The following is a 24,721-nucleotide window of genomic DNA, read 5'->3' on the forward strand; positions in this document are numbered from 1 at the left end:
GTGTGCGCCTACGAATCGTTTTGAATACCGGCAGAAGAAAAACATCCTTGCGACCACCCGCCGGTGCGAAAGAATCGGCACCCACCCCTCCCCGCCTGCCCCCTCACCACGGAGCCGCCCGACATGGACTGGCACACACGCTTTCGCGCCTACTTTCCCCTGGCCCTGCAAAAGGCCTATGCCTGCCAGGCCTACAGCAGCCCCATGTCGCCCGAGGTGAGCCAGGCCGTGGCGGTGTTCTTTGACCGCTTGACGCATGGGCGCTCCGACAAGCCCGAGTGGCTGGCGGCGGCGCAAAGCGTGCGCCGCCAGGTGGCCCAGCTCATCCATGCCGAAGCCGGCCAGATCGCCTTCACCAAGAACACCACCGAGGGCCTGAACCTGGTGGCCCAGGGCTACCCCTGGCAGCCTGGCGACAACCTGGTGATCGACGACCAGGAGCACCCTGTCAACGTGGTGCCCTGGCTCAACCTGCGCCACCGCGGTGTGGAGGTGCGCGTCGCGGCCACCGTTGACCACCGCATCACGCTGGAGGCCCTCTGGCAGCGCGTGGATGCGCGCACCCGCATCGTGGCGGTGTCGCACGCGCAGTACGGCACCGGCTTTCGCATCGACCTGCAGGCCTTGGGCGAGCGCTGCCGCAACGCCGGCATCGCCCTGGTGGTGGATGGCATCCAGACCGTGGGGCTGCTGCCGGTGGATGTGCAGACCTGGGGCATCAGCGCGCTGGCATGCGGCGCCTACAAGGCCTTGCACGGGCCGCTGGGCCTGGGTTTTGTGTATGTGGCACCCGCGCTGCTGGAGCGCCTGCACCCAACCCACCTGGGCGCCTCAGCCGTCAACCAGGTGGACCGCAGCGTGCCGGGCTGGGCCCTGCGCTGCAGCGACCTGCACGATGCACGCAGGCTCGAAGGCGGCAACATCAACTACCCGGCCATCTATGGCCTGGCGCGTGCCCTGCTGCTGATCGAAGAGGCCCGGGTGGATCGCCTGGCACCCTGGACATTGGGCCTGGCCCGGCGTCTGGACGCGGGCCTGCGGCAACAAGGCTACCAGCTGCTGTCGTCCAAGCTGCCGGGCGAAGACAGCCACATCGTGTGCCTGCGCCACGAGCTGGCCTATGCGCTGCGCAAGTACCTGTACTCGCAGCGTGTGATGTGCAACCTGCTCGACAGCGGCGCGCTTCGCTTCTCGCTGGGGGGCTACAACACCGAGGCCGACGTGGACCTGATCCTGGCCGTCACCGGGCGCTTTGCCCGTGACCCCGGCCTGCGCCGGCTGCTGCAGCAGCCCGTGTCCAGCACCCCCTACCCTGCGCCCTGATGCGCTCGGGTTGGGGCGCCTGGCTCACCAGGTGGCGTCCAGCCCCAGGTGGTGCAGGGCCTGGTGGCGCAAGTCCGCCAAATAGGGGTCGCCGCGGTGGCGCGGGTAGGGGCGGTCCACCACCAGCTCGGCCTGGATGCGGGCGGGGCGGTCGCTGAACACCACCACGCGCTGGGCCAGAAACAGCGCCTCTTCCACGTCGTGGGTCACCAGCAGGGCCGAAAAGCCTTTGCGTTGCCACAAGTTGATCAGCTCGCTTTGCATCTGCAGCCGCGTCAGCGAGTCGAGCTTGCCCAGGGGCTCGTCCAGGACCAGCAGTTCGGGGTCATTGACCAGGGCGCGGGCCAGTGCCACGCGCTGGGCCATGCCACCCGACAGTTGATGCGGGTAAGAGCGGGCAAACGCCGACAGGCCCACCAGGCGCAAGGCCTCATCCACCCGCTCGCCCTGCTGGGCCAGCAGACCGCGGGCCTGCGGCCCCAGGGCCACGTTGTCGCGCACGCGGCGCCAGGGGAACAGCGTGGGGTCCTGGAACACCACGATGCGCGAGGGGTCGGGCCGGGTGATGGGGGCACCGTCTTGCGTGATGTCGCCCGAGGCAGCCGGCTCCAGCCCGGCCACCAGGCGCAGCAGCGTGGATTTGCCGCAGCCGCTGGGCCCCAGCAAGGCCACAAACTCGCCGGGCTCGACCGTCAGGTTCACGTGGTCCAGCACCGGCAGCAGGCCGCCGGGCGTCTCGAAGGCATGGCTGACATCGCGGATGTCAATGCGCGAGCCCACGCCACGCACGGCCTGGGGAGCAGGCTGGGAAGCCTGGGGGGCCGGAGCCTCTGAGGCGGGCTGGGGGACGCGGCGCAAGGTCGGTCGGAGGGAGGCGAGGCTTACCATTTCACGGTTCCTTTCTGCCAGGACAGCACACGGTCCCGCAAGGTGAACAACAAGGTGATCAGGCCCGAGCACAGCACGGCCATCACCAACAAGGCGGCAAACATGTTCGAGTACGCGGCCCAGCCCTGCGCCCACTGCAGGTACCAGCCCAGGCCGGCTTTCACGCCCATCATCTCGGCCGTGACCAGCACGGTGAACGAGGCGCCCAGACCCATGAACAGGCCCACAAAGACCTGCGGCAGGGCGGCCGGGATGGCCACCCGCCAAACCAGGAACAGGTTCGAGGCCCCCAGCGTGCGCGCCACGTCGTAATACGACTTGTTGACCGAGGCCACGCCCGACCAGGTCAGCACCGCCACCGGGAAGAAGGTGGCCAGCGCCACCAGGAACACCGCGGCGGCATAGCTCGAAGGGGCCAGAAAGAACGCAATCGGCAGCAGCGCCGACGAAGGCACCGGCCCCAGAAAGCGCAGCACCGGGTGCACCCAGTAGTTCACCTCACGCGACCAGCCGATGGCCACGCCGGTGATGAAACCCACCAGCGCCCCCAGCAGCAGGCCGTTGAGCAGCAGCCGCGCCGAATGCGCCACCGACAGGCCCAGGCGGCTCCAGTCTTCGGCAAACACCTCGACCAGGCTTTGCGGTGGGGCGAAGAAGGGCCCGGGCAGCACGGTCAGCTTGGCCGTCAGCACCTGCCACACCAGCAGCAGCACCGGCAAGGCCACCAACCAGCGCCCGCTCAGGCGCAGGCCGTCGCGCAACTGTGGCAGCCGAGCCAGCCCTCCATACGACAAGGCCAGGGCCAGGATGACCCCGCCCACGGCCACATTGGCCAGCCCGAACTCTTCGGTAAAGGCCCAGTCGGTGAAACCCGCCACCTGGTTGGGCCAGAAGCGCACCAGCAGGCCTTCGATGATCCAGGCCGCCGCGGCCAGAAAGCCGGTGCGCCAGAAGCGAGCCGACGCCGGCCCCGGTGCCGCCGCCTGCACCGGCGCCGACGCCTCGGGGGCCACCGGTTCGCGCGGGGCTTCGTCCAGATCCGCTGCCGGGAGCGGCAGCACCTTCAATGCTTGACTCATGGTTGGGTCCTCCTTTTGCAGCGGCCTCAGGCCAGCACATCCACGGTCAGGAAGTTGGCGAAGCGCGCCGGGTCGGTCGACTTCTTGAGCACGCCCACGTTCTTCAGGTCGGCGGCGTATTGCTCGATCTCGTTGCGCAGCGCCACGCCCTGCGGGTGGTGGCGGTAATCCAGCTGGGCCGTCAGGATGCTGCGGATGTCCGCGGCCGTCACCTTTTGCGGCAGGTAGGTCAGGGCCACCTTGGCGGCCTCGCCCGGGTTCTCCGCGATGAACAGGGCCGCCTGGGTCAGCGAGCGCACCACCGCGGCCACCTGGGGCCGGTTCTCGCGCACCAGGGCGCCCCGCGCGGCGATCAGGCAGCACAGGCGGTCCTTGAAGTCACCGGTCAGGATGCTGGCGATCTCGCGAAACTGGCCTGGGTTGCGCCGCTCGATCAGGAACAGGTTGGGGTCGGCATCGACGATCAGGTTGATCTCGCCCTTTTTGAAGGCCACGTCCAGCGTATCGGGCGGGTAGGTCTTCCACTCCACCTCGGTGTCGGGGTTGATGCCCTTGCGCGCCAGGTAGGTGGACATGAACTGCCGGCCAAAGCCATTGGGCTGGCCCACACCGATCACCGCGCCCTTGAGCTTGTCGACCGAACTCAGCTTGGAGTCTTGCCCCGACAGCACGCGGATGCAGCCCGCGTGCGCCGCGCCCACCACCTTCACATCAAAGCCCGACTCCAGCGGCTTGAGCCAGGTGTGGATCAGGCCCAGCGACACATCGGCCTTGCCGGTGGCCAGCGACTCCAGCACCTGGTCGCTGGAGCCGGCAAAGTTGATCACGTCCACATCGACCTGGTTTTTCTCGAAAAAGCCGCGGTCACGGGCCACCACCACGGGCAGCAGGCACAGGGCCGTGCCGCTCCACGACAGGGTGAGCTTCTTGCCACCGGCAGCGCGCACCCAGGGCGCCCCCATCAGGGCGGCACCGCTCAGGCCGCCTGCGGCCAGGGTGCCCAGGGCACGGCGTCGGCTCCAGGCCGGCGATGAAGCCAGCGATGAGGCCGGGCTTGAAGCAGGGTTTGAAGACAACTGGGGATCCAACACAGACATGGCAATTCCTCGGATTGGCCTACAAGGGCCTGAACAGGGAAAGCCGGCCCGCCGGGCTCAAGGGTGTCGAGCCCGGCGCGTCGACCAGGACAAAGCCCACTGTAGAAACCACGGGTTGCGAGGAGAAGCTCTTAAAAGGCGGATGGATATCTGCTAAATGTTGATAAATATCAACACATGGACAACAGGGGGTGCTGAGCCAGATCGGCTCCAAAAACAGCAACGCCCCGCGTCAACGACCGGGGCGTGGGGCGGCCTGCCGCCTGCGGCAGCGGCGCAGGGGAGTGCTTCAGGCCAAGGCGGCTTCGCTGTCGGCCTGGGCGCTGGCCGGCTCCACCCGGTGGCGGAACTGGGCTGCGGCGTGGTGATCGGGCAGGCGGTCACCCTGGCCGAACAGCTTGTGGCGCAGCGTGCCCTCGGTGTAGGCCGTCTTGTAAATGCCGCGGTTCTGCAGCTCGGGCACCACGTGGTCCACAAAATCGACAAAGCTCTCGGGCACCACGGTGCGGCTGAGGTTGAAGCCGTCCACGCCGGTCTCATCCACCCAGGCCTGCAAGGCATCGGCCACCTGCGAGGCATTGCCCACCAGGGCCGGGTGGCGGCCGCCCAGCTTGTACTGCTGCAGCAGCTGGCGGCGCGTCCAGCCCTTTTGCCGCGCAGCCGCCGCGGCCGACTGGATCGACTGGGTGGGCGGGCTGAAGTCGATGGGTTCGTCCAGGTCGTAGTGCGACAGGTCCAGGCCCAGGCTGGCCGCAAAGTGGGCCAGGCCGGCTTCGGGGCTGGCGTAGCGCACGTAGTCGGCATGCTTCTCTTGGGCCTCGGCGCTGGTGGCGCCGGTCACCGCCGTCACGCCCAGCACGATCTTGAGGTCTTCGGGGCGCCGCCCGGCGCGCACGGCGGCCTCGCGCAGCGACTGCACCGACTGGCGCACCTGGGCCTTGTCGCCCCCTGAGACAAACACCGCCTCGGCGTGGCGGGCGGCAAACAGCTGACCGCGCCCCGAGGTACCGGCCTGGAACAGCACCGGTGTGCGTTGCGGCGAGGGCTCGCTGAGGTGGTAGCCCTCCACCTGGTAATAGCGGCCCTGGTGGCGCACCTTGTGCACGCGGGCGGGGTCGGCAAACACGCGGGCTGCCTTGTCGCGGCGCACGGCGCCGTCCTCCCAGCTGCCTTCGAGCAGCTTGTAGAGCACCTCGAGAAACTCATCGGCCCGGTCATAGCGCTCGTCATGCGCGATCTGGTTCGGCAGGCCCAGGGCCCGGGCAGCGCTGTCGAGGTAGCCTGTGACAATGTTCCAGCCAAAACGCCCCTGGGTCAGCTGGTCCAGGGTCGAAAAGCGCCGGGCCAGCAGGTAGGGCAGCTCCGACAGCGGGTTCACCGTCACGCCAAAGCCCAGGTGCCGGGTGTGGGCCGCCATGGCCGACACCAGCAGCAGCGGGTCGTTCACGGGCAGCTGCACCGACTCGCGCAGCGTCACATCCACATTGCCCTGGTAGACGTCGTACACGCCCAGGATGTCGGCGATGAACAGGCCGTCAAACAGACCCCGCTCCAGCGTGCGCGCCAGATCGGTCCAGTACGACAAGGTGTTGTACTCGGTGGATCGATCCCGCGGGTGGGCCCACAGTCCGTGCTGGATGTGGCCCACGCAGTTCATGTTGAAGGCGTTGAGCAGCAGTTGTTTCTTGGGCATAGGGGTTCCGGGATTCGGGTTCCGGTTGGGTTCAATGTGAAAGGATGGGCGCCAGGGCCCTGGGCTCAGGCCGCCACGGCAGCATCAGCAGCGTCGGCGACTTCTGCGGCTTCTGCGGGGTCGACGGCTTCGGCCGTCACGGAAGGGGCCAGTGGCACGGTCACGGGGGCCTGGGCGGCTTGAGCTGCCGGCTCAGCAGCTTCAACGGGCGCGGGGTGGTCGGCATGCCAATGGGTGATGGCCGCCTTGGCCAGCGAGGCCACCACGGTGTCCTCTTGCGGTGGGTTGAACTGGGCGCACTGCACATCGCGCAGGTAGCGCTCCAGCGGCAGATCGCGCGACAGCGAATGCCCGCCCACGATGGCCATGGCCAGCTCCACCACCCGCAAGGCGTTGCGGCTGACCGTGACCTTGGTGATGGCCACCTCGTCGCCAAACTCGGCTTGCAGGTGCGGGTGACGCTCCCAGCGCTCGACCAGGCCATACAGCAGGGTCTTGCTGGCGCCCAGCAGCAGTTCGATCTCGCCCAGGCGCTGCTGCACCTGGGGGGCTTCGAGCACCGATTTGCCCAGGCTCTGGGCGTGGTAGCGGTCGGCAAAGCCCAGCGCAAAGTCGCGCGCCGCCCGGGCCACGCCCAGGTAGACGGCCGACAGCTGCAGCCCATAGGCGCGGCTGGCCACGGTGAACGAACCCACCTGCCCCAGCTCGATGTAGCTCAGCAGGGCTTCGGGCGGCAGTTGCACCTGGTCAAAGGCGATGTCGTGGCTGCCCGTGCTGCGCATGCCCAGGGTGTTCCAGTTCTCGATCACGCGCACACCTTCGGTGCGTGGCACCAGAAACTCGGCCACCCGGCCTTCGTCCTCGACCCAGGCGTAGACGATCATCTTTTGCAGCCGGGGGGCCGACGAGCAAAAAGCCTTGCGCCCACTCAGCACATACCCCCCCTCCACGCGGCGCGCCACCGTGCCGGGGCGGGCCCCGCGCAGCAGGTTGCCGGCTTCGCGCTCGGTGACCAGCACATTGATCAGCTGTCCGCGCTGCACCGCATCGGCGGCCAGGCTGGCCAGCGCCTCGGGTTGCCAGCGCAGGGTGTGGCCGAGGTAGCCGAACACCATCAGATGCCAGCCCAACGCCAAGGCGGTGGAGCCACTGCCACGCGCCAGCCGCTCCTGAAAAATCAGGGTTTCGTACAGCGAGTAGCCCTCGCCACCGTGGGCTTGCGGCACGGTCAGGCGCAGCGCCCCGCGCGCGGTCAGGATGTCGAAATGGTCGTGCGGGAAGCTGCCGGCCGCATCGTGCTGGGCCGCCGTCTTGGCGATTTCGGCTGCCAACTCGTCGGCGTAGACGGCAATGGCATGGTCACGCGGGTTGCGCAAGGTGACATCGACACGGGGCATGGGCATCTCCAAAAGGCCAGGCAAGCCTGACCAGGTCAAAACAGCGGGCTTCAGAACAGGCCCGAGGCCGGCGGCAGGGCATCCTTGAGCTGCCAGGCCCCCACCACCGCTGCCTTCCAGTGGCGCGGGTTGTGGTTGCTCACGGTGCGGGCATTGCGCCAGTGGCGGTCCAGGTTGTGCCGGCGCGAGGTGGTGGAAGCACCCCCCACATCAAACAGCAGCTCGGCCGCCTTGAGGGCCGACTCCGAGGCCAGGTACTGGGCCTGGGCCACGTCGATCGAGGCATGCACGATGGCGTCCTGGTCCAGCCCGGCGGCCCAGGCAGCGTCGATGCGCTCGGCGGCACGCAGCACCACGGCCTCGGCCGCCAGGGCGCGGGCCGAGATCTCGCCCACCGACAGCTCCACATAGGGGTCGTCCACCGAGCGGCTGGCCGAGCTGTGCTTGATCGGGCGAGCGTGCAGCCGGGCGAAGGCCACGGCGTCATGCAAGGCATTGCGGGCAATGCCGGCCAGCACCGCGCCCAGAAACAGCTGGGCCAGGGGCGTGACGACGGTGCGCCGCCCTTCGGCCAGGCCGCCCGTGGGGTGGGGCACGATGTCGGCCGCCTCCACCCGCACATCGTTCAGCCGGGTGGTGCCGCTGGCGGTCAGGCGCTGGCCCATGGCATCGAAGTCATCGAGCAGCTCCAGGCCTTCGCGGTGGCGCGGCAGCACAAAACGGACCTCTTTGTCCTGCTCGTCGAGGGCCACGGTGCTGATCCAGTCGGCATACAGACCGCCGGTGCTGTAGTACTTGCTGCCCTTGACGCGGAAGTGATCGCCCTCGCGGCGCAGCCGGGTGGCGATGGCGCCATTGGCGCCGCCAATCTCCCAGCCCGCATTGGCAATGAAGTCACCGCGCAGGCAGCGCGGCCACCAGCGCTGGCGCACCGCCTCATCGGGGCCGGCCAGCAACCCTTCAACAAACAGAAAGCCCGGGCGCAGGGCCTGGGCCACGTTGGAGTCTGCCGCTGCGATGTCGATCACCAGCTCGATCAGCTCACGCACCGAGCCGCCCGGGCCGCCATCGCGCACGGGAATGCGCAGCGTCAGCAAGCCGGCCGCCACCAGCGAGCGCACCTGCTCGCGAGGCAACACATGGTCTCGCTCACGCGCCTCGGCCCCTTCGCGCACGGCCGGCAACAGCGCAGCCACCCGGCGCTTCAGCTCGGCCAGATCGGGCGCCTTGGCAGCAGGCGGCACAGGGGATTGCGTTGGGACGGGCGCGTCGGCCAGCAGGGTCTCGGACATCGGCTTCTTTCAGGTCAGGGGGCAAGGCACAGTCAAGGCGCGCTCAGGGGGAAGGTCCCGCGGCGCGCCGTGGCCTGATGCTAGGGCGGTGCCCCCGCCAGGGCCACGATCAAAACTGCATGGCAACAGACTCAAAACTTTCGGTCATGAGCTCATGCACGCCCCGCCTCGCCGCCCCAGGGCCTGCACATATGGATAGATGAATTTCGGGCTACGCGTCAGAGGAGGCCCGCCGCAGAATTTTCGAGGCCGCCTGCAGGCGGTTCTTCGCCCAGGCCCAGCCCCAGCTCCAACAGGAACCCGCCCATGAACGATGTCACCCTGCCCCCAGACCTGCGCCCCGAGGCAACGCAAGCTCCACCCGCACGGCCCCATGCAAGCGGGTTTGACCCGGCCCATCAGGTGCACCCGCAGTCGGCCCACACGGGCGCCCTGATCACCGGGGTGGACCTGCGCCAGCCATTGTCGCCGGCCGAAGTGGCGGGCATCGGGGCCGCCTTGCGGCGGTGGAAGGTGGTGTTCTTCCATGACCAGCCGCTGAGCCACGAACAGCACATTGCACTGGCCCGCCAGTTCGGCGCGCCCACCATCGGCCACCCGGTGTTCGGCCACGTGGCCGGTTACCCCGAGGTGTACTCGATCGCCAAGCACCGCCAGGCCAACCGCTTTGTGGGCAGCAGCGAACTGCGCCCCTGGAGCGGCTGGCACACCGACGTGACGGCCGCCATCAACCCGCCGGCCGCCTCCTTGCTGCGCGGCGTGGTGATTCCGCCCTACGGTGGCGACACCCAGTGGACCAACCTGGTCGCGGCCTACCAGGCCTTGTCGGCCCCCCTGCGCGGCTTTGTGGACACCCTGTGGGGGCGCCACCAGTTCAGCGCTCCGCCCGGCGCCCAGGCCACCGAGGAGTACCAGCGCCTGGTCGGCGAGGCCCGCCTGGTCAGCGAGCACCCGCTGGTGCGCGTGCACCCCGACACCGGCGAGCGCGCACTGTTTGTCAGCCCCTCGTTTCTCAAGCAGGTGGTGGGCCTGAGCCCGCGCGAGAGTCGCGTGCTGCTGGAGTTGCTGTGGGAGCACGTGGTGCGCCCCGAATTCACCGTGCGCTTCAAATGGCAGCCCGGCAGCCTCGCCTTCTGGGACAACCGGGCCACGGCCCATGTGGCGCCCACCGACATCTTCGACCTGGACTTTGACCGCCAGCTCTACCGCATCACGCTCGAAGGCGAGGTGCCGGTGGGGGTGGACGGCCAGCCCTCGCGCGCTCTCGAAGGCCACCCACTGCTGGCCCACCACGCCGGCAATCAATGAGGGCCTGGGTGGCGGCCGGGCGGGCTCTGCGACGTTTCACGTCTATGCAAATTTGAAATGCTTGTTTGATCGCACGGCCTTGCTTTGTTCGAATGCGCGCGTCGGGACCACAAGCGCAAGCCGTCCCTCGTCCAAAACCCATCACCATCGACCCACACCATGAAAACATCCACCCACCGATTGGCCACTGCCGCACTCGCCCTGAGTGCCTGGCTGTGCAGCACCCTGGCCCTGGCCGCTCCGCTGAAGATCGGCGTCACCCCCGGTGCCCTGGCCGATTCGATCGAAGTCGCCGCAGGCGAGGCCCGGCAAAAGGGCCTGGACGTCAAGGTCATCGAGTTCACCGACTGGACGACGCCCAACACCGCGCTCGCCTCGGGTGACCTCGACATCAACTACTTCCAGCACCAGGCCTTTCTGGACAACGCGATCAAGGAATCCGGCTACAAGTTCAGCAGCGTGGGCCTGGGCGTGCTGAACAACCTGGCCCTGTTTTCCAAGAAGGTCAAGCGCTTCGATGACCTCAAGGAGGGCGCCCGCATCGCGGTGGCCAGCGACCCGGTCAACCAGGGCCGTGGCCTGCTGCTGCTCGAGAAGGCCGGCCTGATCAAGCTGCGCCCGGGCACCGGCTGGCGCGGCACCTTGAACGACGTGGTCGGCAACCCGAAGAAGTTCAAGTTCGTCGAGGTGGAGGGCCCGCAGCTGGTGCGCGCCATCGACGACGTGGACCTGGCCCAGGGCTACCCCTCGCACTTCGTGAACGCGGGCCAGGCTGAATTTGCCAGCCACGCCCTGCTCTACTCCGACATCGACGACCTGTACTTTGCGATCCGCTTCGTGACCCGCAACGACAACGCCAATGACCCGCGCGTGAAGCAGTTCGTGAAGCTGTACCAGGACTCGCCGGCCGTGCGTGCCCGCATCCTCAAGTCTTACGGCGGCGACAGCAAGCTGTTCGTGCTGCCCTGGGTCGGCAAGCCATGAGCGCCGTGTTGCGCCAGGCCCAGGCCGACACGCTGCCCGCCCCAAGCCTGGTGCCCACCACCGAGCCGGCGGCAGGGCCCCAAGCCCAAGCCGAAACCCGGGCCCGTGGCTCGGTGCGCTTCGAACAGGTCAGCAAGCGCTACCCGGGCGCCGCCTCGGGCCGCGACGCGCTGCAAGGCATCGATGTGCACATCGAGCCGGGTCAGATTTTCGGCATCATCGGGCGCAGTGGCGCGGGCAAGTCCAGCCTGCTGCGCACCATCAACCGGCTGGAATCGGTGAGCTCGGGCCGCGTGCTGGTCGATGGCGAAGACATCAGCCAATTTGGCGAACGCCAGCTGGTCGCGCTGCGCCGGCGCATCGGCATGGTGTTTCAGCACTTCAACCTGCTGTCGGCCAAGACGGTGTGGCAAAACGTGGCCCTGCCCCTGAAGGTGGCGGGCCACCCGGCTGCCGAGATCCGCCGGCGGGTCGATGAGCTGCTGGCCCTGGTGGGCCTGAGCGACAAGCGCGACGTCTACCCCTCACGCCTGTCTGGCGGCCAGAAACAGCGCGTGGGCATTGCCCGGGCCCTGGTACACCGTCCCGAGATCCTGCTGTGCGACGAGGCCACCTCGGCCCTGGACCCGGAGAGCACCCAGGCGATCCTGGCCTTGCTGCGGGACATCCACCGCCAGCTCGGGCTGACGATCGTGCTGATCACCCACGAGATGGCGGTCATCCGCGAGATCTGCCACCAGGTGCTGGTCTTGGAACAAGGCCAACCCGTGGAGCAAGGCCCCGTCTGGCAGGTGTTTGGTGCACCGCGCCACGAGGCTACCCGCGCCCTGCTGGCCCCCTTGGCCCATGGCCTGCCGGTCGAACTGCAACAGCGCCTGCACCTCAAGCCTCCCTCGGCAGCCCACGCCCTGACCGGCGCCCCGCCCCGCTTTGACCGGCTGATCGAACTGAGCTACACCGGCGAGACCGACCTGCTGCCCGACTGGCAGCGCCTGGCCACGGTGCTGCAAGGCGCGCCACGCCTGCTGCATGGCGGCATCGAGCAACTGCAAGGGCACGCCCATGGCCGACTGGTGCTGGCCATCGAAGGCATGGGCCCCGGCGCCCAAGCCGTGCTGAAACACCAATTGAGCCACCAAGCCAAGGACCTGGGCTATGTTGAACGCCATCTCTGACATCGTGATCGAGCGCCTGCTGCAAGGCCTGGCGGACACCCTGACCATGGTCGGCCTGTCGGCCGGTCTGGCGCTGTTGCTGGGCCTGCCGCTGGCCGTTTTCCTGGTGCTGTCGGCGCCAGGCGCCCTGCTGGCCTCGCCGCGCCTGAACCGGCTGCTGGGCAGCCTGGTGAATGGCTTTCGGGCCACGCCCTTCATCATCTTGCTGGTCGCGCTGATTCCGTTCACCCGCTGGGTGACGGGCACCACCATCGGCGTGTGGGCCGCCGTGGTGCCCCTGACCATCAGCGCCACGCCCTTTTTTGCCCGCATCTCCGAAGTGGGCCTGAACGAGGTCGACAAAGGCCTGATCGAAGCCGCCCAGGCCATGGGCTGCGGACGCTGGCACATCATCTGGCATGTGCTGCTGCCTGAGGCCCTGCCCAGCATCGTGGCCGGCTTCACCATCACCGTGGTCTCGATGATCGGCGCCTCGGCCATGGCGGGCGCGGTGGGGGCCGGTGGCCTGGGTGACATCGCCATCCGCTATGGCTACCAGCGTTTCGACACCCAGGTGATGGTGCTGGTGATCGTGCTGCTGATCGCGCTGGTGTGCAGCGTGCAGTTTGCCGGCGACCGCTGGGTGCGGCATCTGCGCAGCCGTTGAGGGCCGGTAGGCTCCACAACCGAAGCACCGGCGATTCTGCCCCTGGCCGGTCGTCGCAGCAGCGACGGCGCACCGACGCGGGTCACGCGAGCAGCATGCCCTGCACCTGGTGAGCCTTCGTTTTCTTGAGGTGGTGCCATCAATTTTTGGCGCGGGCTTAAGTTTCGCTTGCCGGGGGTCGCCCAGCTAAGGTACGGGCATCGAGAACGCATGCCCGCATGCAACCCAACCTGGAGCAATCAATCATGCTTAGCCTGCACACCAACGCTGCCTCTCTCTCCGCCCAAGCCGCCCTGGGCTCCACCAACAAGGCACTGTCGACCTCGCTGACCCGCCTGAGCACCGGTTACCGCGTCAACTCGGCCATGGACGACGCAGCCGGTCTGCAGATCGCCACCCGTCTGGACGCCCAGACCCGCGGCATGGCCGTGGCACAACGCAACACCCAAAACGGCATTTCGATGATGCAGACCGCCGAAGGCGCCTTCGGCGAAGTCACCAGCATCCTGCAGCGCATGAAGGATCTGGCCACCGAAGCCGCCACGGCCTCTTCGACCACCAAGGACCAGACAGCCATGCAGGCCGAATACGATTCGCTGGGCAAGGAAATGGCCAACATCATCAAGAACACCTCGTTCGGCGGCACCCAGTTGTTCAGCAACGGCACCACGACCACAGGCGCCTCGGGCCTGCTGAGCACCACCAGCCTGACCTTCCAGATCGGCGCCAGCGCCGGCGAAACCATGGCCGTGGACAGCGGCACCCAGCTGACCGCTGTCGCCACCGCGCTGGGCAATGCCAGCGGCACCTACACAACCCCGGGCACCCCCGGCACCGAACTGGCCAGCACCACCAGCGCCAACGGCATCATCACCACACTGAACACCGCACTTGACGAAGTGGGTTCGATGCGCTCGATTCTCGGCGCGGCTTCCAACCGCCTGGACCACGTCTTCAACAACCTGCAGAACATGAGCACCAACACCGAAGCCGCCAAGGGCCGCATCATGGACGTGGACTATGCATCCGAGACTGCCAACATGACCACCAAGCAAATGTTGATGCAAGCCGGCACCAGCATGCTCAAGCAGTCCAACAGCATGTCGCAGTTGGCCCTGTCGCTGATGCAATAAGCCCCAGGCGGCGCAACCTGAGCGGACGCCCGAGCGCACCAGGTGCGCCCGGCGCCTCAGGCCACCAGCCAACCGCACCACGCGGTTGGCTCTTTTCCGGGGCAAGCGGCCACCTCATACCCCGCACCGTCCCTTCAACCCGCCTGGAGCAGACCCATGGCCTTCGAACGCGTGATGGGCCCCAGCCCGGTGGCGCCGACGCCTGCGCTGACACGCACGCCGGGCCCGACGCAGGGGAGCGATGCATCGCCAGACGCCATCCGCCCGGAAGACCTGCTGCAACTGGAAGTCGCGCACGACCTCGAAGGCGATTTGCTGATGAGCGGCCCAGCAGGCCAACGCTGGCGCCTCAGCGCAGACGCCCTGGCCGGGCTGCGGCTGGAGCCGGGCCAGGTTCTGCTGGTCAAAGTCCTGGCCACCAGCCCCCAACTGGAACTGGCCCTGCTCGATCGTCTGGGCAACGCCTTGCCACCTGATATGAACACGCCCGACGCGGGCCTGGCCACTCAGGACACCCTGCCATCGCCAGCGCTGCAACCCGACCAGGCGGCCATGCGCCGGTTCGCCCAACCCTTGCCCGACGCCGCCACCCTGGCCACACGCTGGCTCGCCCTGGCCACCCATACTCTGCTCCAGCAGCGACGGGCCGACTCACTCGACGGCGGCACGCAGCCAGAGGCCTTCGCGAACACCCCGATGCAGGCTATGGGCATGGCCTTCCTCCGGTCCGGGCCCGCCCCGCGAAACGCCGCTGAGCCCAGCGTCGACGAGGCCTTGTTGCCCCGACCGCAGCAAACGCTGCTGCTGTGGCAAACCGTGTCACCACAAGGGCTGCCCCTGGCGTTCTGCCTGTGGCGACCTGGCAAAGGCGAGCCTGGCGCCCGATCCGCAGACACGCACCTGGGCCTGCGCATGCGACTGTTGATGCGCCATCCCCAGGGGGACTCGGTGCTGGTTGACCTGGCCTTGAGCCCTCCGGGCGTGCTCCTCACCTTGGCCACCGATCAGGCCCCGCTGGTGCCAGGCTTGCGCGGACGTTTGAGCCTGCTGGCCGCCCGGCTCGCCTGTGCCGGGCTGCGCCTGATGCGCTGCCACGTGTTGCACAGTACATTGCCCGTGTTCGCCCCGCCAATGCCCAACGCCCACCAGGCCCTGGCGCGGCTGGCGCTGCCACCGGCCCTGTTCCGCGCGGCGGCCGAGGTGCTGGTGGTGCTCAGCCCACCGTTCCGATGACGCTGATCTCACGGTTCTCCGGGATCTCGTTGTAGGAAAGCACGTTCAGCCCCGGCGCAAACAGGCGCGCGTAACGTGCCAGCAGCGGGCGGATCTGCGGCATCACCAACATCAGCGGAGGCAGCGTCTGCTGCTTCATCTGGTCGCGGGCCAGCGGCATGTGCACCTGCAGTTGGGACAACAGGTTGGGGTCGATGGCGAAGTTGTCCAAGGCCACCTTGGCACCACCCTGGCGCGCCTGGCTCAGGGCAGCGAGCAACATGTTCTCCAGCTCGCCGGTCAGGTTGAAGACCTTCAGTTCGGCGCGGGGACCCGCCAGGGACTCCACGATCTGACGGCGCAGCGTGCAACGGACCTCCGCCGCCAGCAGCACTGGATCTTTGGTGGTCTCAACCGTGTCAAGCAAGGTGGTGGCAATCGGGACGATGTTCTTCAGGGAGACGTTCTCGGCCAACAGAATGCGCAGCACCTTCAATAGATGGGTGGGGCTGAGGGCCTTGCCCAATGCCTCGGCCAGCCGCGGTGCCAACGCAGCCAGGCGCTCGGTCAACTCGATGGCATCCTCGTGCCCGAACAGCTCGGGCAGGTGCTCACGCACCACCTTGCTGACATGGGTCGCAATCACGCTGGGTACGTCCACCACCTGGTAGCCCAGGCCCAGGGCATGGGCCTTGGTCTCAGGGGCGATCCAGGTCACCGGCAGACCATAGGCAGGGTCCGTGCCCGGCGCACCGTCCACCTCGCCATACAGGTGGGGCGACGGGATGGCCATGAGGCAATCGTGGCGCACCTCGCCGCGAGCGACCGCCGTGCCGCCAACTGCGATCGCGTACTGAGCAGGCTTCAAGACCAGGTCATCACGCACCGGGATCGCTGGCAGCAACAGGCCAAGGCTCTCGCTCTGGGTCTGGCGCACCCCTTTCAGGCGCTTGATCAGGGGTGCACCCTGGCTTTTGTCGATCAGGCCCACCAGGCGAAACCCCAGCGTGACCAGCAGCGGCTCAACCACCGGCAGGCTGCGCCAATCCATGTCGGCAGGTGGCTCTGCGTTGAGCAGGGCTGGCGCCAGTGCGGCCGCATCCAGCCCGGGCGCCGGGGCGCTGGCGCGCCTGGCCATGCGCCAGCCCACCCAGGCCAACACCAGGGCAAAGCCCACAAAGCTGACCCAGGGCATGCCCGGAATCAGGCCCAGCACCAGCATCACCCCGGCCGCACTGTACAGCGCCTGCGGCGAAGCCAGCAACTGGGCGCTGACCTGGGTCTCGAAGTCCCCCGAATCGCTTACCCGGGTCACGATGATGGCCGCCGCCGCGGACAGCAGCAAGGCCGGGATCTGGGCCACCAGGCCGTCGCCAATGGTCAGCAGCGCATATTGGCGAAAGGCGTCCCCCAGCGAGAGGTCGTGCATGAAGGCTCCGATCGCCACGCCGCCGATCATGTTGATCAGCAAAATGAGGATGCCAGCCACGGCATCGCCGCGCACAAACTTCGAGGCGCCGTCCATGGCGCCATAGAAGTCGGCCTCCATGGCCACCTCGCGGCGGCGCGTCTGCGCCTTGTCCTGGTTGATCAGGCCGGCATTGAGATCCGCGTCGATCGCCATCTGCTTGCCTGGCAGGGCATCCAGAGTGAACCGCGCCGACACCTCCGAAATACGCTCCGAACCCTTGGTGACCACCACAAAATTGATGATCATCAGGATCACGAACACCACCAACCCGACCACGAAGTTCCCGCCGATCACCACGTTGCCGAAGGCCTCGATCACCTGCCCCGCGGCGTGGGTGCCTTCGTGACCATGCAGCAACACCACGCGGGTGGAGGCGACGTTCAGGGTCAGGCGCATCAGCGTGGTGGCCAGGATCACCGTCGGGAAGGTGGAGAACTCCAGGGGACGGTTCACCGACACGCTGATCAGAATGACGATGATCGAAAGCACGATGTTGAAGGTGAACAGCACATCGAGCACCGCTGGCGGCAGCGGCAGGATGATCATGGCCAGCAGGGCCAGCACCATCAGGGGCGTGGCGTGGCTGTGGCGGCGCCACAGCTCGACGACGCGGGGGGGCAGCAGATTCATGGCGGTCAGACTCTCTTCAGGTCGGGGGAGCGATCAACTCAGGTGGGCAGGCACGTCCAGGTCCTGCGGCAACATGGGGGCCTGCAGCCTTTGGCCCGTTTGAAAGGCCTTCATTTGCAGCACATAGTTCAGCACCAACGCCACGGCGGTGTAGAGCGGAATGGGAATCTGCTGCTGCACCTGGCTGGTGTTGTAGATGGCCCGCGCCAGCGGCGGCAGTTCCAACACCTCAAGGCCTGCACCACGGGCGATCTCGCGGATGTAAAGGGCCATCTCATCGATGCCCTTGGCCACCACGTAAGGCGCCTGGGCGCGTTTTTCGTCGTACTTCAAGGCCACCGCATAGTGCTCGGGGTTGACGATCACGACGTCGGCGGTGGGCACCGCGGTGCGCACGCTGCGCCGCGCCAGCTGCCGCTGCAGTTGGCGGATGCGGTTCTTGACTTCAGGGCGCCCCTCGTTGTTCTTGTGTTCATCCTTCTGTTCCTGCTTGCTCATGCGCTGCCCGCGCAGAAAGAAGAACACCTGGGCCGGCAGGTCGATCAGGCCGAACAGCAGAAACACCAGCACCATGCCCAGAACGCCCCCCAGCACCTGGTCCAAGCCTTGGCTCAAGGCCTCGGGCAAAGGCAGGGCCTGCAAGCGCAGGTACTGCGCCGGCATCTGCCGACACAGGCTCCAGAGCACCGCGCCCAACAAGGCCGCCTTGCCAACCGAGGCCCCTACCCCAGCCAGGTGCTTGGGCGTCAACAGGCGCCCCAGATTGCTGGCTGGGCTCAAGCGCTGCCATTGCGGCGCCAGGTGGGAGCCCGACCACACCCAGCCCCCGGGCACCAGCGACGCCAGCACCCCGGCCAGCGGCACCAGCAACAGCGGCAGCACCATTTTCAGCAACAGCAGGGTCGCCGTCAGGAACAGCATCGACCAGGCGTTGTCCGGGGTGCCATCGCCCGACAGATCGGCCAAGGCATAGGCAAACAATTGGCGAAACTCCGCCAAGTACCCAGGTGCCAGCCAGACTGTGAGGTACAGGCTGCTCAGCAGCGCCAATGCGGTGGCCAGCTCGCGCGAGCGAGCCACCTGCCCCTGCTCGCGGGCCTTGCGCAGTTTCTGGGGCGAGGCCTTTTCGGTCTTGTCACCCGCGCCGGACTGGCTCATGACACCGGCCCTCCCAGCACCTGCCGAAGCAATTCGAACACCTGGCTTGTCAGCCTCAGGTAGTGCTCAGGCAGCGCGCTGGCCAAGCCAGCCAAAAGGTACAGGCCCAGCAGGGTGACCACCGAAAAACCCAGCGAAAACAAGTTGAGGGTGGGCGCCACCCGGGCCAGAAAGCCAAAGCCGATTTGCACCAGCAAGGTGGCAAAAACGATCGGCAGGGCCAGCAGCAAGGCCGCCGAAAACACCCAGGACACGTTGTAGACCACCAGCTGCAGCGTCGGCACACGCAGGCCTGAACCCACCGGCCATTGCTGAAAGCTGGCGCCAGCCACCTGGGTCAACATGAGATGGCCATCCATTGAAAAGAACACCAGAATGCCCAGCACAGACAACAGGCTGGACACCACATCGGACGAGACCCCGCTCACAGGGTCATTCATCACCGCCATCGACAACCCCATCTGCGAAGAAACCAGATAGCCCAGCACCATGATGGCGGAGGTGCAGAAATGCAGTGCCAGACCCAGCACCCCACCGATCGCTGCCTGCTCCAGCGTGGCAACGACCGCCTGCAGCGACAGGGGATCGATCGCGGCGACAGGCGTTGCCACTGGCAGCATCACAACGGCCAGCACGAGTGCCAACAGCACCCGCACGGTGACAGGCACCGTGCCATCGCCCAGCACCGGAGCGGCACTGAACAGCGCCAGCATGCGGCAAAACGGCCACCACAGCGCGGTGAGCTGGGCCAGCAGGTCGGGAAACAGCGCCTCCATCCGCAGCCGGCCCTGTCCTCACACCGCCAGCGCAGCGGCGCGCTCGAAGATGTGCACGCAAAAATCCATCAGGTGACCGGCCATCCAGCGGCCCATCACGATCAGGGCCAGCAGCGTCACAAGCAGACGAGGCAAAAAGCTCAGGGTCTGCTCATTGATCTGGGTGGCGGCCTGAAACAGGCCGACCAGCAAGCCGATCAACAGACCTGGCAGCACCAGCACCACCACCAGCAGCATCACCAGGCGCAGGCTTTCGCTCACGAGATCCACAGCCACATCCGGGGTCAGCATCTCAGTAGGCCCTCACACTGGTGACCAAGGTGTTGACCGTCAGGGTCCAACCGTCCACCAGCACGAACAGCAGCAGCTTCAGAGGCAGCGAGATCACCAGCGGCGACAACATCATCATGCCCATGGCCATGAGCACCGAGGACACCACCAGGTCGATCACCATGAAGGGGATGAACAACATGCAACCGATCTGAAACGCCGTCTTCAGCTCACTCAGCACAAAGGCAGCCAGCTTCACGGTGAAGGCGTGAGAAGCAGCATCGCTGACCGGTGCCTCATGGGCCAGGGTGGATATCTGCTGGAGCGCGGCTTTGCTGGTCTGGGCCAGCATGAAGGCCGACAGGGGCACGGACGCCTCACGCAACGCAGCCTCCAGGCCGATGCGGTCCTGGTCATACGGTAGAAAGGCTCGCTCCCAGATCTGCTCACCCACCGGCTGCATGACCAGCAGCGTGAGGATCAAAGCCACCCCCGTCACGATGCGGTTGGGCAGGCCTTGCTGCAGCCCCAGCGCCTGGCGCAGCAAAGACAGCACGATCACAAAGCGCACGAAACTGGTCATCATCAACATCAGCACGGGCAACAGCCCGAGCAGGGTCATGATGACCAGGATCTGGGTCTTGACCGTGAACTCGGTGCCGCCCGCCGTGGCGTGGGAACCCAGCACGGAGAGGGTGCCGGCGGCCTGTGCCGGCAAGGCGACATACAGCGCGCAGGCGAGCAACACCAAGGCCGCCGCGGAGCGGCCCGCAAAAAATTGGGTGCACATCGGCTCGGTCTCAGCGGTTCCGGTCGAGGGCCAGAAGATCAAGCTCGTCCAGCTCAACCACTTTCAGGCCGTAGTTTTCGCCCGCCACCACCACTTCGCCGCGCCCTATCGGCGTACCGTTGACATGGATCACCAGAGGCGTGCCAGCCAGGGTATCGAGCTCAACCACACTGTCGTGCTCCAAGGCCATGAGCTTGTCCAGCGTGATCTCGGCTGAGCCGACCTCCAGGGTCAGGGTGACCTGGATCTTGCGCAGCATCTGCGGCAGGTCCCTTACCACGCGCGCAGACAGCTCGCCCTGGGCCGGCGCCGCAATGGCCTCTGCGTCCACGGTGAAATCGTCAAGCAAGGGGTCGAGTGCGAGTGAATCTTGACTCATGGCGTCACTTTCAGGGTATGTCGTTGAATGCGGTGAGCCACAGCTTGCCCTTGTGCTCGGCCACGGTGGCCGTGAACAGGCGCACATCCTTGACCAACACGTCGGTGCCCTGCAGGCTCACAGGAATGACCGATCCCGGTCGCAGATCAAACACCTCGCCCAGCGTCAGGCGTCGGCTCAACAGCCGGACCTGCAACTGCAGCGGCAGTCGGCTCGCCAGCGGATCCGCAACGGAATCTGCTTCGTCCAGAACCTGCGGGCGGCGAGCTCGCAGACGCTCCAGCAGCAGGTGCATCCAGGCCTCGTCCAGGCTCAGCAGCAGGACGGATCCCACACCCGCATCGCCTGGTTCCTGGATGCCCAGCTCCAGAGTCCAGGCCCCCACCGGCTCGCCGGCCTCGCCCAGCCATTGAGGCTGCGCCAGCGCTGCCTGGGCCGGTTCAGCCCGGACCGGCGCCAGCCCATCGCGCAGACGCTGTGCCAACAGGGCCAGCCAATTCAGCGCCAACTTCTGAGCAAGGCGTTCCTCGGTGCTGGTCTTCGGCCTGGACTGCCTTTCATCCGATGTCGGGACCGCGGCGGGGCCATAGCGGCAATCCAGCACCTGCAACACCAATCGGCGGTCCAGCGACAGGGCCAGTCGCCCTTCAGGCAGGTCAACCACCGCCCAGCGCTTCCCGGGGCCTGGTGGGCACTCAGGTCTCATGGCTGCATGGACGACTTCAAAACGGGTGCCATAGCGCCTGTTCAAGCCCAAACGCAAGGCCTCGGTCAAATCGGCTCCGCAGCGCTTGGCAAAGGCCCCCAGCAGGTGCACCGGGCGCCCGAGCGTACGCGGATCCAGCACCTGGTGAGACTCTGGCACAGGCCTTTGTGGCTCAGACAACATGTCAGCAGGCACCGGTATGGATCAAAAAAGTTGCACTTATCGCAACATTTATATCGTCACGAGAGAGGGCGTGGGCTATATTGGTCTTCATAGATGGACAGTGGCAACAGACGTCTGCGACCCGGAGAGGCGCTAAAGCCAGGCCCCAATGAGTGCATTTTACGCAACGCTATTTGTAGCCGCACATATTTGTCTACTTTTTTTAAGCATTTTTGAATTTTTGTCGCGTTAGAAGCCACATTCACCTGATCAAGAACTCCTCTCGATGGCTACATCCATGACTGAAGTCCTCCCCCAAAGCCCTGACACCGCACACGTGGACGACCCCCACGACAGCCAACCCGCCAGCCTGGTGTCACGCCGCCTGCACGACTTCTTCGTTCGCCAGGGACTGCCGCGCCACAAACATTCCTCCCAGTTGGCCGTGATCCTCGGGCTGTCCCGGTCAGGGGCATTTCGCAAATTCCAGGATGGCGCCTTTTCGGCCGCCGATTTACAGGCGCTGGCCGAACACTTCGAGGTCGACATCAGTCTGTTGTTGAGCCAGACCGCAGCGCCTCAAGCCCAGGCACTGCCAAGTTCTGCTTTGCCACCCGCACCGGCACGCATCGTGTTGGGCGGCCGCAACCTGGCATGCCAGGTCGAGATCGGGGACGAACTCGGCGCCAACGACTTCAGCGAGTTGGTGGCCACGCTGCAGGGATCAGAGTGGCAGGTGCATCCCTTTCCAGGTCCGCAAGGCACCCTTGCTCGCCACAGGGTGATCCAGCTGCTGATCCGCCCCGCACACCGGCAACTGCCACGTGTGGCTGTACTTGAAGACTCGGTCGATCTGGCTGCCAATCTCAAGGAAGCCTTTGAGGGCGCCGGCTTCCGTGTCGAACTCTTCACCGCTGCGGACGAACTGCTGAACCGAGCGACGACCCAGCCTTTCGATGTCTACCTGGTGGATTGGTGGCTCAATGGCAAGACCTCGGCCGCGATGATCCAGGCGCTGCGCGCCAGCCAGAGCACCGTGCCCCTGATCCTGACCACGGGGGCCATTGCCAATGGCTATGCGGTGGAAGACGACATCGTGCGGGTAGCCATGGAACACCGGGTCCAGGTGATCGAAAAGCCGTTTCGCCTGGCTTTGCTGATTTCCCAGGTACGGCAGTTGCTCGGCGAAAAACTCTGAACTGCCCTCAGGCAAACGCCTGCAAGGCAGAACGCAAGCGTGCCACGGTGATCGGCTTCTCGAATTTGGACACAAAGATCGCATCGACAGCTGCATTGGGCTCGTGGTATGCCGACAAGGCCACGATGGGCGTCTCACGGTTGAAGGCGTCGATGCTGCGCATGCGCCGGGCCACGTCGTAACCACTGCCATCGCTCAAACGCAAATCCAGAAACACCCCGTCGTATCGCACTGCGGCCAGCATCAGGTCGGCCTGCGCAACACTTTCAGCCACATCGACCACCGCGCCCAGTGCAATCAGCATGGCCTGCAGGCTGAACCGCACGTCGTCGTTGTCATCCACCACCAGGATGCGCCGCGCAATCTGTCGCGGCGCTGTCGGCGCCAGTTGCGCCAGGGGTTCCACCTCGACCGGAATCTGCACGATGAAAGCCGAGCCCTCTCCAGGCTGACTCACCACCTGGGCACTGCCCTGCAACAACTCGGCCATCATCCGAACCACCGCCAGCCCCAGACCACTGCCCGCCGGCAACTGGCTGTCCCGAACAAACGGATCCCAGATCTTCGCGTCTGGATCGAATCCCGGGCCCTGGTCCATCACAGTGACCGTGAGCCGGGGCGGGTCAGGGTCCACGCGAACCGAGCACACCACTTCGCCAGGACTGGCGTATTTGGTGGCATTGGAGATCAGATTGGCAATGATCTGGCGCATCCGCGCGGGATCAGTGATGACCCGGGGACAAGGCTGCGGGTGGTAGCGCGCCACCAGTTGCACACCTCGCTCGCGCGCGGTGTCTTCATATTCGGCCACGATGATCTGCATCATCAGATCGGGCTGGAACAGCATGGGCGACACCTTCAGCCGGCCGGCACTCAGGCGGGCGAATTCCACGGTGTCGTTCATTTGTGCTTCCAGCTGCTGGGCGCTGCGACGCAGGCGCCTGAAAGTCTGGTCGTCAGACGGCAGCCGCCCACTGATCTCCATCAGTTCGACCGAGCTGATGATGGTCTGCAGCGGCGTCAGCATCTCATGGGCCATCATGCCCAGGAACTGATTGCGTGAAGTGAGCGTCCGGCGGGCCTGCGCCAGTTCAGCCTGGGCCTCGCGACCCCGCCGCAGCAACACCACAACCCACCCCGCCAGCCCCACGGCAGCCACCCATGCCACGGCGTTCAGGATCTGATTTGCGCTCTCCATTGTCAGCCTCGGCAAGACCATTCTGGTGAACGCAGCGCCGACAGGCCGGCCACAGAACGGCGGTTTACTACTTTGTTGCGAAAAATTCCGCAATTATCAACTGTCAAGTCGGCACGACCTCACACCACATCGACCACGCCACCAGCCCCCCGGAGGTTCGAAGCGTCCGCGACCCATGAGTGCACGCACCCCGAAAGCGATAGCGGAGTCAAACATACTTTGTTGCGTTATTGTACACATAAAGTACAAACATCAACATTTTGTGAAGTTTTTGATGATATTTGTTCATCACATGTACGTTTTTACTTAAGATGATGCTACTGACGCAACGTTTTATTCAAAACGAGTGAATTACTCATCACCTTTCGCAAGGTGGGAACGCAAGGAACCACAACATGGCCCCAGATACCGGACTCACCTCGGGCAACGCAATGACCCAGGATCTGCTGCAGATCAAGGCCCATGCGCAAGCCCTGGAAGGGACCAGCAACGGAATCGGCGGCGCCGAGAGCGACGCTCAGTCCTCAGGACCTGGCTTCGCGCAACGCATGGCCGATGCGCTGCGCCAAGTGAATCAGCAGGACCGTGCTGCGGACGAAAAAATGGCAGCGGTCGACACCGGGGCCAGTGACGATCTGGTTGGCGCCATGCTGGCCAGCCAGGAGGCGGGGCTCTCTTTCTCAATGCTCATGCAGGTGCGCAACAAGGTGATGGGGGCCGTTGAGGAACTCGTCAAGTTGCCTCTTTGAGCCCCCG

General features: G+C 66.1%; 23 protein-coding genes. 9 read left to right on the plus strand and 14 right to left on the minus strand.

Annotation, left to right across the window (positions count from 1 at the left end):
• The first annotated feature begins 123 nt into the window (after positions 1-123).
• The gene (locus F624_RS0103865) at positions 124-1,323 is read left to right on the plus strand and encodes an aminotransferase class V-fold PLP-dependent enzyme (protein WP_019572949.1); all 1,200 of its coding nucleotides are present in this window, start codon (positions 124-126) and stop codon (positions 1,321-1,323) included.
• Between the two features lie 24 nt (positions 1,324-1,347).
• On the opposite strand, the gene F624_RS0103870 is transcribed toward F624_RS0103865, so the two are convergent.
• The 6 genes from F624_RS0103870 to F624_RS0103895 form a co-directional block, all read right to left on the minus strand.
• Complete coding sequence (locus tag F624_RS0103870) at positions 1,348-2,211, minus strand: ABC transporter ATP-binding protein (RefSeq protein ID WP_084679397.1); 864 nt, start codon at positions 2,209-2,211, stop codon at positions 1,348-1,350.
• On the minus strand, positions 2,205-3,290 hold the full coding sequence (locus F624_RS0103875) for an ABC transporter permease (protein WP_031253984.1): 1,086 nt from the start codon (positions 3,288-3,290) through the stop codon (positions 2,205-2,207). Before F624_RS0103875 ends, F624_RS0103870 begins: the two co-directional genes overlap by 7 nt.
• Before the next feature lie 26 nt (positions 3,291-3,316).
• Positions 3,317-4,387: an ABC transporter substrate-binding protein gene (locus tag F624_RS0103880; RefSeq protein ID WP_019572952.1), complete on the minus strand. Its 1,071-nt coding sequence runs from the start codon at positions 4,385-4,387 to the stop codon at positions 3,317-3,319.
• Between the two features lie 289 nt (positions 4,388-4,676).
• Entirely contained in the window at positions 4,677-6,080 is a 1,404-nt protein-coding gene (locus F624_RS0103885) for an LLM class flavin-dependent oxidoreductase (protein WP_019572953.1), read from the minus strand.
• 65 nt (positions 6,081-6,145) lie between these two features.
• Positions 6,146-7,477, minus strand: a complete 1,332-nt coding sequence (locus F624_RS0103890; RefSeq protein WP_169426541.1) for an acyl-CoA dehydrogenase family protein — start codon at positions 7,475-7,477, stop codon at positions 6,146-6,148.
• A 50-nt stretch (positions 7,478-7,527) separates the two neighbouring features.
• A complete protein-coding gene (locus tag F624_RS0103895; RefSeq protein WP_019572955.1) occupies positions 7,528-8,769 on the minus strand; it encodes an acyl-CoA dehydrogenase family protein in 1,242 nt (413 codons plus the stop codon).
• Between the two features lie 306 nt (positions 8,770-9,075).
• On the opposite strand from F624_RS0103895, the gene F624_RS0103900 reads away from it, so the two are divergent.
• From F624_RS0103900 to F624_RS32135, 6 genes are all read left to right on the plus strand, one after another.
• Positions 9,076-10,077 carry a TauD/TfdA dioxygenase family protein gene (locus F624_RS0103900; protein ID WP_084679398.1) on the plus strand — a complete coding sequence of 334 codons (1,002 nt, stop codon included), beginning with the start codon at positions 9,076-9,078 and terminating at the stop codon, positions 10,075-10,077.
• Between the two features lie 159 nt (positions 10,078-10,236).
• Positions 10,237-11,061, plus strand: a complete 825-nt coding sequence (locus tag F624_RS0103905) for a MetQ/NlpA family ABC transporter substrate-binding protein (protein ID WP_031253989.1) — start codon at positions 10,237-10,239, stop codon at positions 11,059-11,061.
• The gene (locus tag F624_RS0103910; protein WP_019572958.1) at positions 11,058-12,236 is read left to right on the plus strand and encodes a methionine ABC transporter ATP-binding protein; all 1,179 of its coding nucleotides are present in this window, start codon (positions 11,058-11,060) and stop codon (positions 12,234-12,236) included. The genes F624_RS0103905 and F624_RS0103910 overlap by 4 nt, the downstream gene beginning before the upstream one ends.
• Positions 12,217-12,882 carry a methionine ABC transporter permease gene (locus F624_RS0103915; protein WP_019572959.1) on the plus strand — a complete coding sequence of 222 codons (666 nt, stop codon included), beginning with the start codon at positions 12,217-12,219 and terminating at the stop codon, positions 12,880-12,882. Before F624_RS0103910 ends, F624_RS0103915 begins: the two co-directional genes overlap by 20 nt.
• Positions 12,883-13,127: 245 nt before the next feature.
• Entirely contained in the window at positions 13,128-14,015 is an 888-nt protein-coding gene (locus F624_RS0103920) for a flagellin N-terminal helical domain-containing protein (RefSeq protein WP_031253997.1), read from the plus strand.
• A gap of 156 nt (positions 14,016-14,171) precedes the next feature.
• The gene (locus tag F624_RS32135; protein WP_019572961.1) at positions 14,172-15,248 is read left to right on the plus strand and encodes a hypothetical protein; all 1,077 of its coding nucleotides are present in this window, start codon (positions 14,172-14,174) and stop codon (positions 15,246-15,248) included.
• Here F624_RS32135 and F624_RS0103930 read toward each other — a convergent pair.
• Genes F624_RS0103930 through F624_RS0103960 form a run of 7 tightly spaced genes read right to left on the minus strand, consistent with a single transcriptional unit; the run spans position 15,229 to position 21,548 of the window.
• The gene (locus tag F624_RS0103930; protein ID WP_019572962.1) at positions 15,229-17,328 is read right to left on the minus strand and encodes a flagellar biosynthesis protein FlhA; all 2,100 of its coding nucleotides are present in this window, start codon (positions 17,326-17,328) and stop codon (positions 15,229-15,231) included. The genes F624_RS32135 and F624_RS0103930 overlap by 20 nt on opposite strands.
• Before the next feature lie 33 nt (positions 17,329-17,361).
• Positions 17,362-18,486 (minus strand): flagellar type III secretion system protein FlhB, encoded by a 1,125-nt coding sequence (flhB, locus tag F624_RS0103935; protein WP_019572963.1) that lies wholly within the window; start codon positions 18,484-18,486, stop codon positions 17,362-17,364.
• On the minus strand, positions 18,483-19,262 hold the full coding sequence (gene fliR / locus F624_RS0103940; protein ID WP_019572964.1) for a flagellar biosynthetic protein FliR: 780 nt from the start codon (positions 19,260-19,262) through the stop codon (positions 18,483-18,485). The genes flhB and fliR overlap by 4 nt, the downstream gene beginning before the upstream one ends.
• A gap of 18 nt (positions 19,263-19,280) precedes the next feature.
• Positions 19,281-19,553: a flagellar biosynthesis protein FliQ gene (gene fliQ / locus F624_RS0103945; protein WP_019572965.1), complete on the minus strand. Its 273-nt coding sequence runs from the start codon at positions 19,551-19,553 to the stop codon at positions 19,281-19,283.
• A gap of 1 nt (position 19,554) precedes the next feature.
• Positions 19,555-20,322: a flagellar type III secretion system pore protein FliP gene (gene fliP, locus F624_RS0103950; RefSeq protein ID WP_019572966.1), complete on the minus strand. Its 768-nt coding sequence runs from the start codon at positions 20,320-20,322 to the stop codon at positions 19,555-19,557.
• 10 nt (positions 20,323-20,332) lie between these two features.
• Positions 20,333-20,701, minus strand: coding sequence for a FliM/FliN family flagellar motor switch protein (locus F624_RS0103955; protein WP_019572967.1), 369 nt, complete (start codon positions 20,699-20,701; stop codon positions 20,333-20,335).
• Positions 20,702-20,711: 10 nt separating this feature from the next.
• A complete protein-coding gene (locus tag F624_RS0103960) occupies positions 20,712-21,548 on the minus strand; it encodes a FliM/FliN family flagellar motor switch protein (protein WP_031254000.1) in 837 nt (278 codons plus the stop codon).
• 319 nt (positions 21,549-21,867) lie between these two features.
• Between F624_RS0103960 and F624_RS0103965 the strand changes: the two genes are divergently transcribed.
• Positions 21,868-22,767, plus strand: a complete 900-nt coding sequence (locus F624_RS0103965) for a helix-turn-helix domain-containing protein (protein ID WP_019572969.1) — start codon at positions 21,868-21,870, stop codon at positions 22,765-22,767.
• Positions 22,768-22,774: 7 nt separating this feature from the next.
• Here the strand turns inward: F624_RS0103965 and F624_RS0103970 are convergent, their stop codons facing one another.
• On the minus strand, positions 22,775-23,965 hold the full coding sequence (locus F624_RS0103970; protein WP_019572970.1) for a hybrid sensor histidine kinase/response regulator: 1,191 nt from the start codon (positions 23,963-23,965) through the stop codon (positions 22,775-22,777).
• 431 nt (positions 23,966-24,396) lie between these two features.
• On the opposite strand from F624_RS0103970, the gene fliE reads away from it, so the two are divergent.
• Positions 24,397-24,714: a flagellar hook-basal body complex protein FliE gene (gene fliE, locus F624_RS0103975; RefSeq protein WP_019572971.1), complete on the plus strand. Its 318-nt coding sequence runs from the start codon at positions 24,397-24,399 to the stop codon at positions 24,712-24,714.
• The last annotated feature ends 7 nt before the right edge of the window (positions 24,715-24,721 follow it).

Source organism: Curvibacter lanceolatus ATCC 14669 (assembly GCF_000381265.1).
Lineage (GTDB): Bacteria > Pseudomonadota > Gammaproteobacteria > Burkholderiales > Burkholderiaceae_C > Curvibacter > Curvibacter lanceolatus.

Excerpts from the sequence above, each read along its gene's own strand:
- F624_RS0103865 (WP_019572949.1), top strand. The coding sequence starts at position 124 with ATGGACTGGCACACACGCTTTCGCGCCTACTTTCCCCTGGCCCTGCAA.
- F624_RS0103885 (WP_019572953.1), bottom strand. The coding sequence starts at position 6,080 with ATGCCCAAGAAACAACTGCTGCTCAACGCCTTCAACATGAACTGCGTG.
- flhB (WP_019572963.1), bottom strand. The coding sequence starts at position 18,486 with ATGAGCCAGTCCGGCGCGGGTGACAAGACCGAAAAGGCCTCGCCCCAG.
- F624_RS0103880 (WP_019572952.1), bottom strand. The coding sequence starts at position 4,387 with ATGTCTGTGTTGGATCCCCAGTTGTCTTCAAACCCTGCTTCAAGCCCG.
- F624_RS0103895 (WP_019572955.1), bottom strand. The coding sequence starts at position 8,769 with ATGTCCGAGACCCTGCTGGCCGACGCGCCCGTCCCAACGCAATCCCCT.
- F624_RS0103890 (WP_169426541.1), bottom strand. The coding sequence starts at position 7,477 with ATGCCCCGTGTCGATGTCACCTTGCGCAACCCGCGTGACCATGCCATT.
- F624_RS0103955 (WP_019572967.1), bottom strand. The coding sequence starts at position 20,701 with ATGAGTCAAGATTCACTCGCACTCGACCCCTTGCTTGACGATTTCACC.
- fliQ (WP_019572965.1), bottom strand. The coding sequence starts at position 19,553 with ATGCTGACCCCGGATGTGGCTGTGGATCTCGTGAGCGAAAGCCTGCGC.
- F624_RS0103920 (WP_031253997.1), top strand. The coding sequence starts at position 13,128 with ATGCTTAGCCTGCACACCAACGCTGCCTCTCTCTCCGCCCAAGCCGCC.
- F624_RS0103905 (WP_031253989.1), top strand. The coding sequence starts at position 10,237 with ATGAAAACATCCACCCACCGATTGGCCACTGCCGCACTCGCCCTGAGT.
- F624_RS0103965 (WP_019572969.1), top strand. The coding sequence starts at position 21,868 with ATGACTGAAGTCCTCCCCCAAAGCCCTGACACCGCACACGTGGACGAC.
- fliR (WP_019572964.1), bottom strand. The coding sequence starts at position 19,262 with ATGGAGGCGCTGTTTCCCGACCTGCTGGCCCAGCTCACCGCGCTGTGG.
- F624_RS0103930 (WP_019572962.1), bottom strand. The coding sequence starts at position 17,328 with ATGAATCTGCTGCCCCCCCGCGTCGTCGAGCTGTGGCGCCGCCACAGC.
- F624_RS0103970 (WP_019572970.1), bottom strand. The coding sequence starts at position 23,965 with ATGGAGAGCGCAAATCAGATCCTGAACGCCGTGGCATGGGTGGCTGCC.
- F624_RS0103875 (WP_031253984.1), bottom strand. The coding sequence starts at position 3,290 with ATGAGTCAAGCATTGAAGGTGCTGCCGCTCCCGGCAGCGGATCTGGAC.
- F624_RS0103915 (WP_019572959.1), top strand. The coding sequence starts at position 12,217 with ATGTTGAACGCCATCTCTGACATCGTGATCGAGCGCCTGCTGCAAGGC.
- F624_RS0103900 (WP_084679398.1), top strand. The coding sequence starts at position 9,076 with ATGAACGATGTCACCCTGCCCCCAGACCTGCGCCCCGAGGCAACGCAA.
- F624_RS32135 (WP_019572961.1), top strand. The coding sequence starts at position 14,172 with ATGGCCTTCGAACGCGTGATGGGCCCCAGCCCGGTGGCGCCGACGCCT.
- fliP (WP_019572966.1), bottom strand. The coding sequence starts at position 20,322 with ATGTGCACCCAATTTTTTGCGGGCCGCTCCGCGGCGGCCTTGGTGTTG.
- F624_RS0103910 (WP_019572958.1), top strand. The coding sequence starts at position 11,058 with ATGAGCGCCGTGTTGCGCCAGGCCCAGGCCGACACGCTGCCCGCCCCA.
- fliE (WP_019572971.1), top strand. The coding sequence starts at position 24,397 with ATGACCCAGGATCTGCTGCAGATCAAGGCCCATGCGCAAGCCCTGGAA.
- F624_RS0103870 (WP_084679397.1), bottom strand. The coding sequence starts at position 2,211 with ATGGTAAGCCTCGCCTCCCTCCGACCGACCTTGCGCCGCGTCCCCCAG.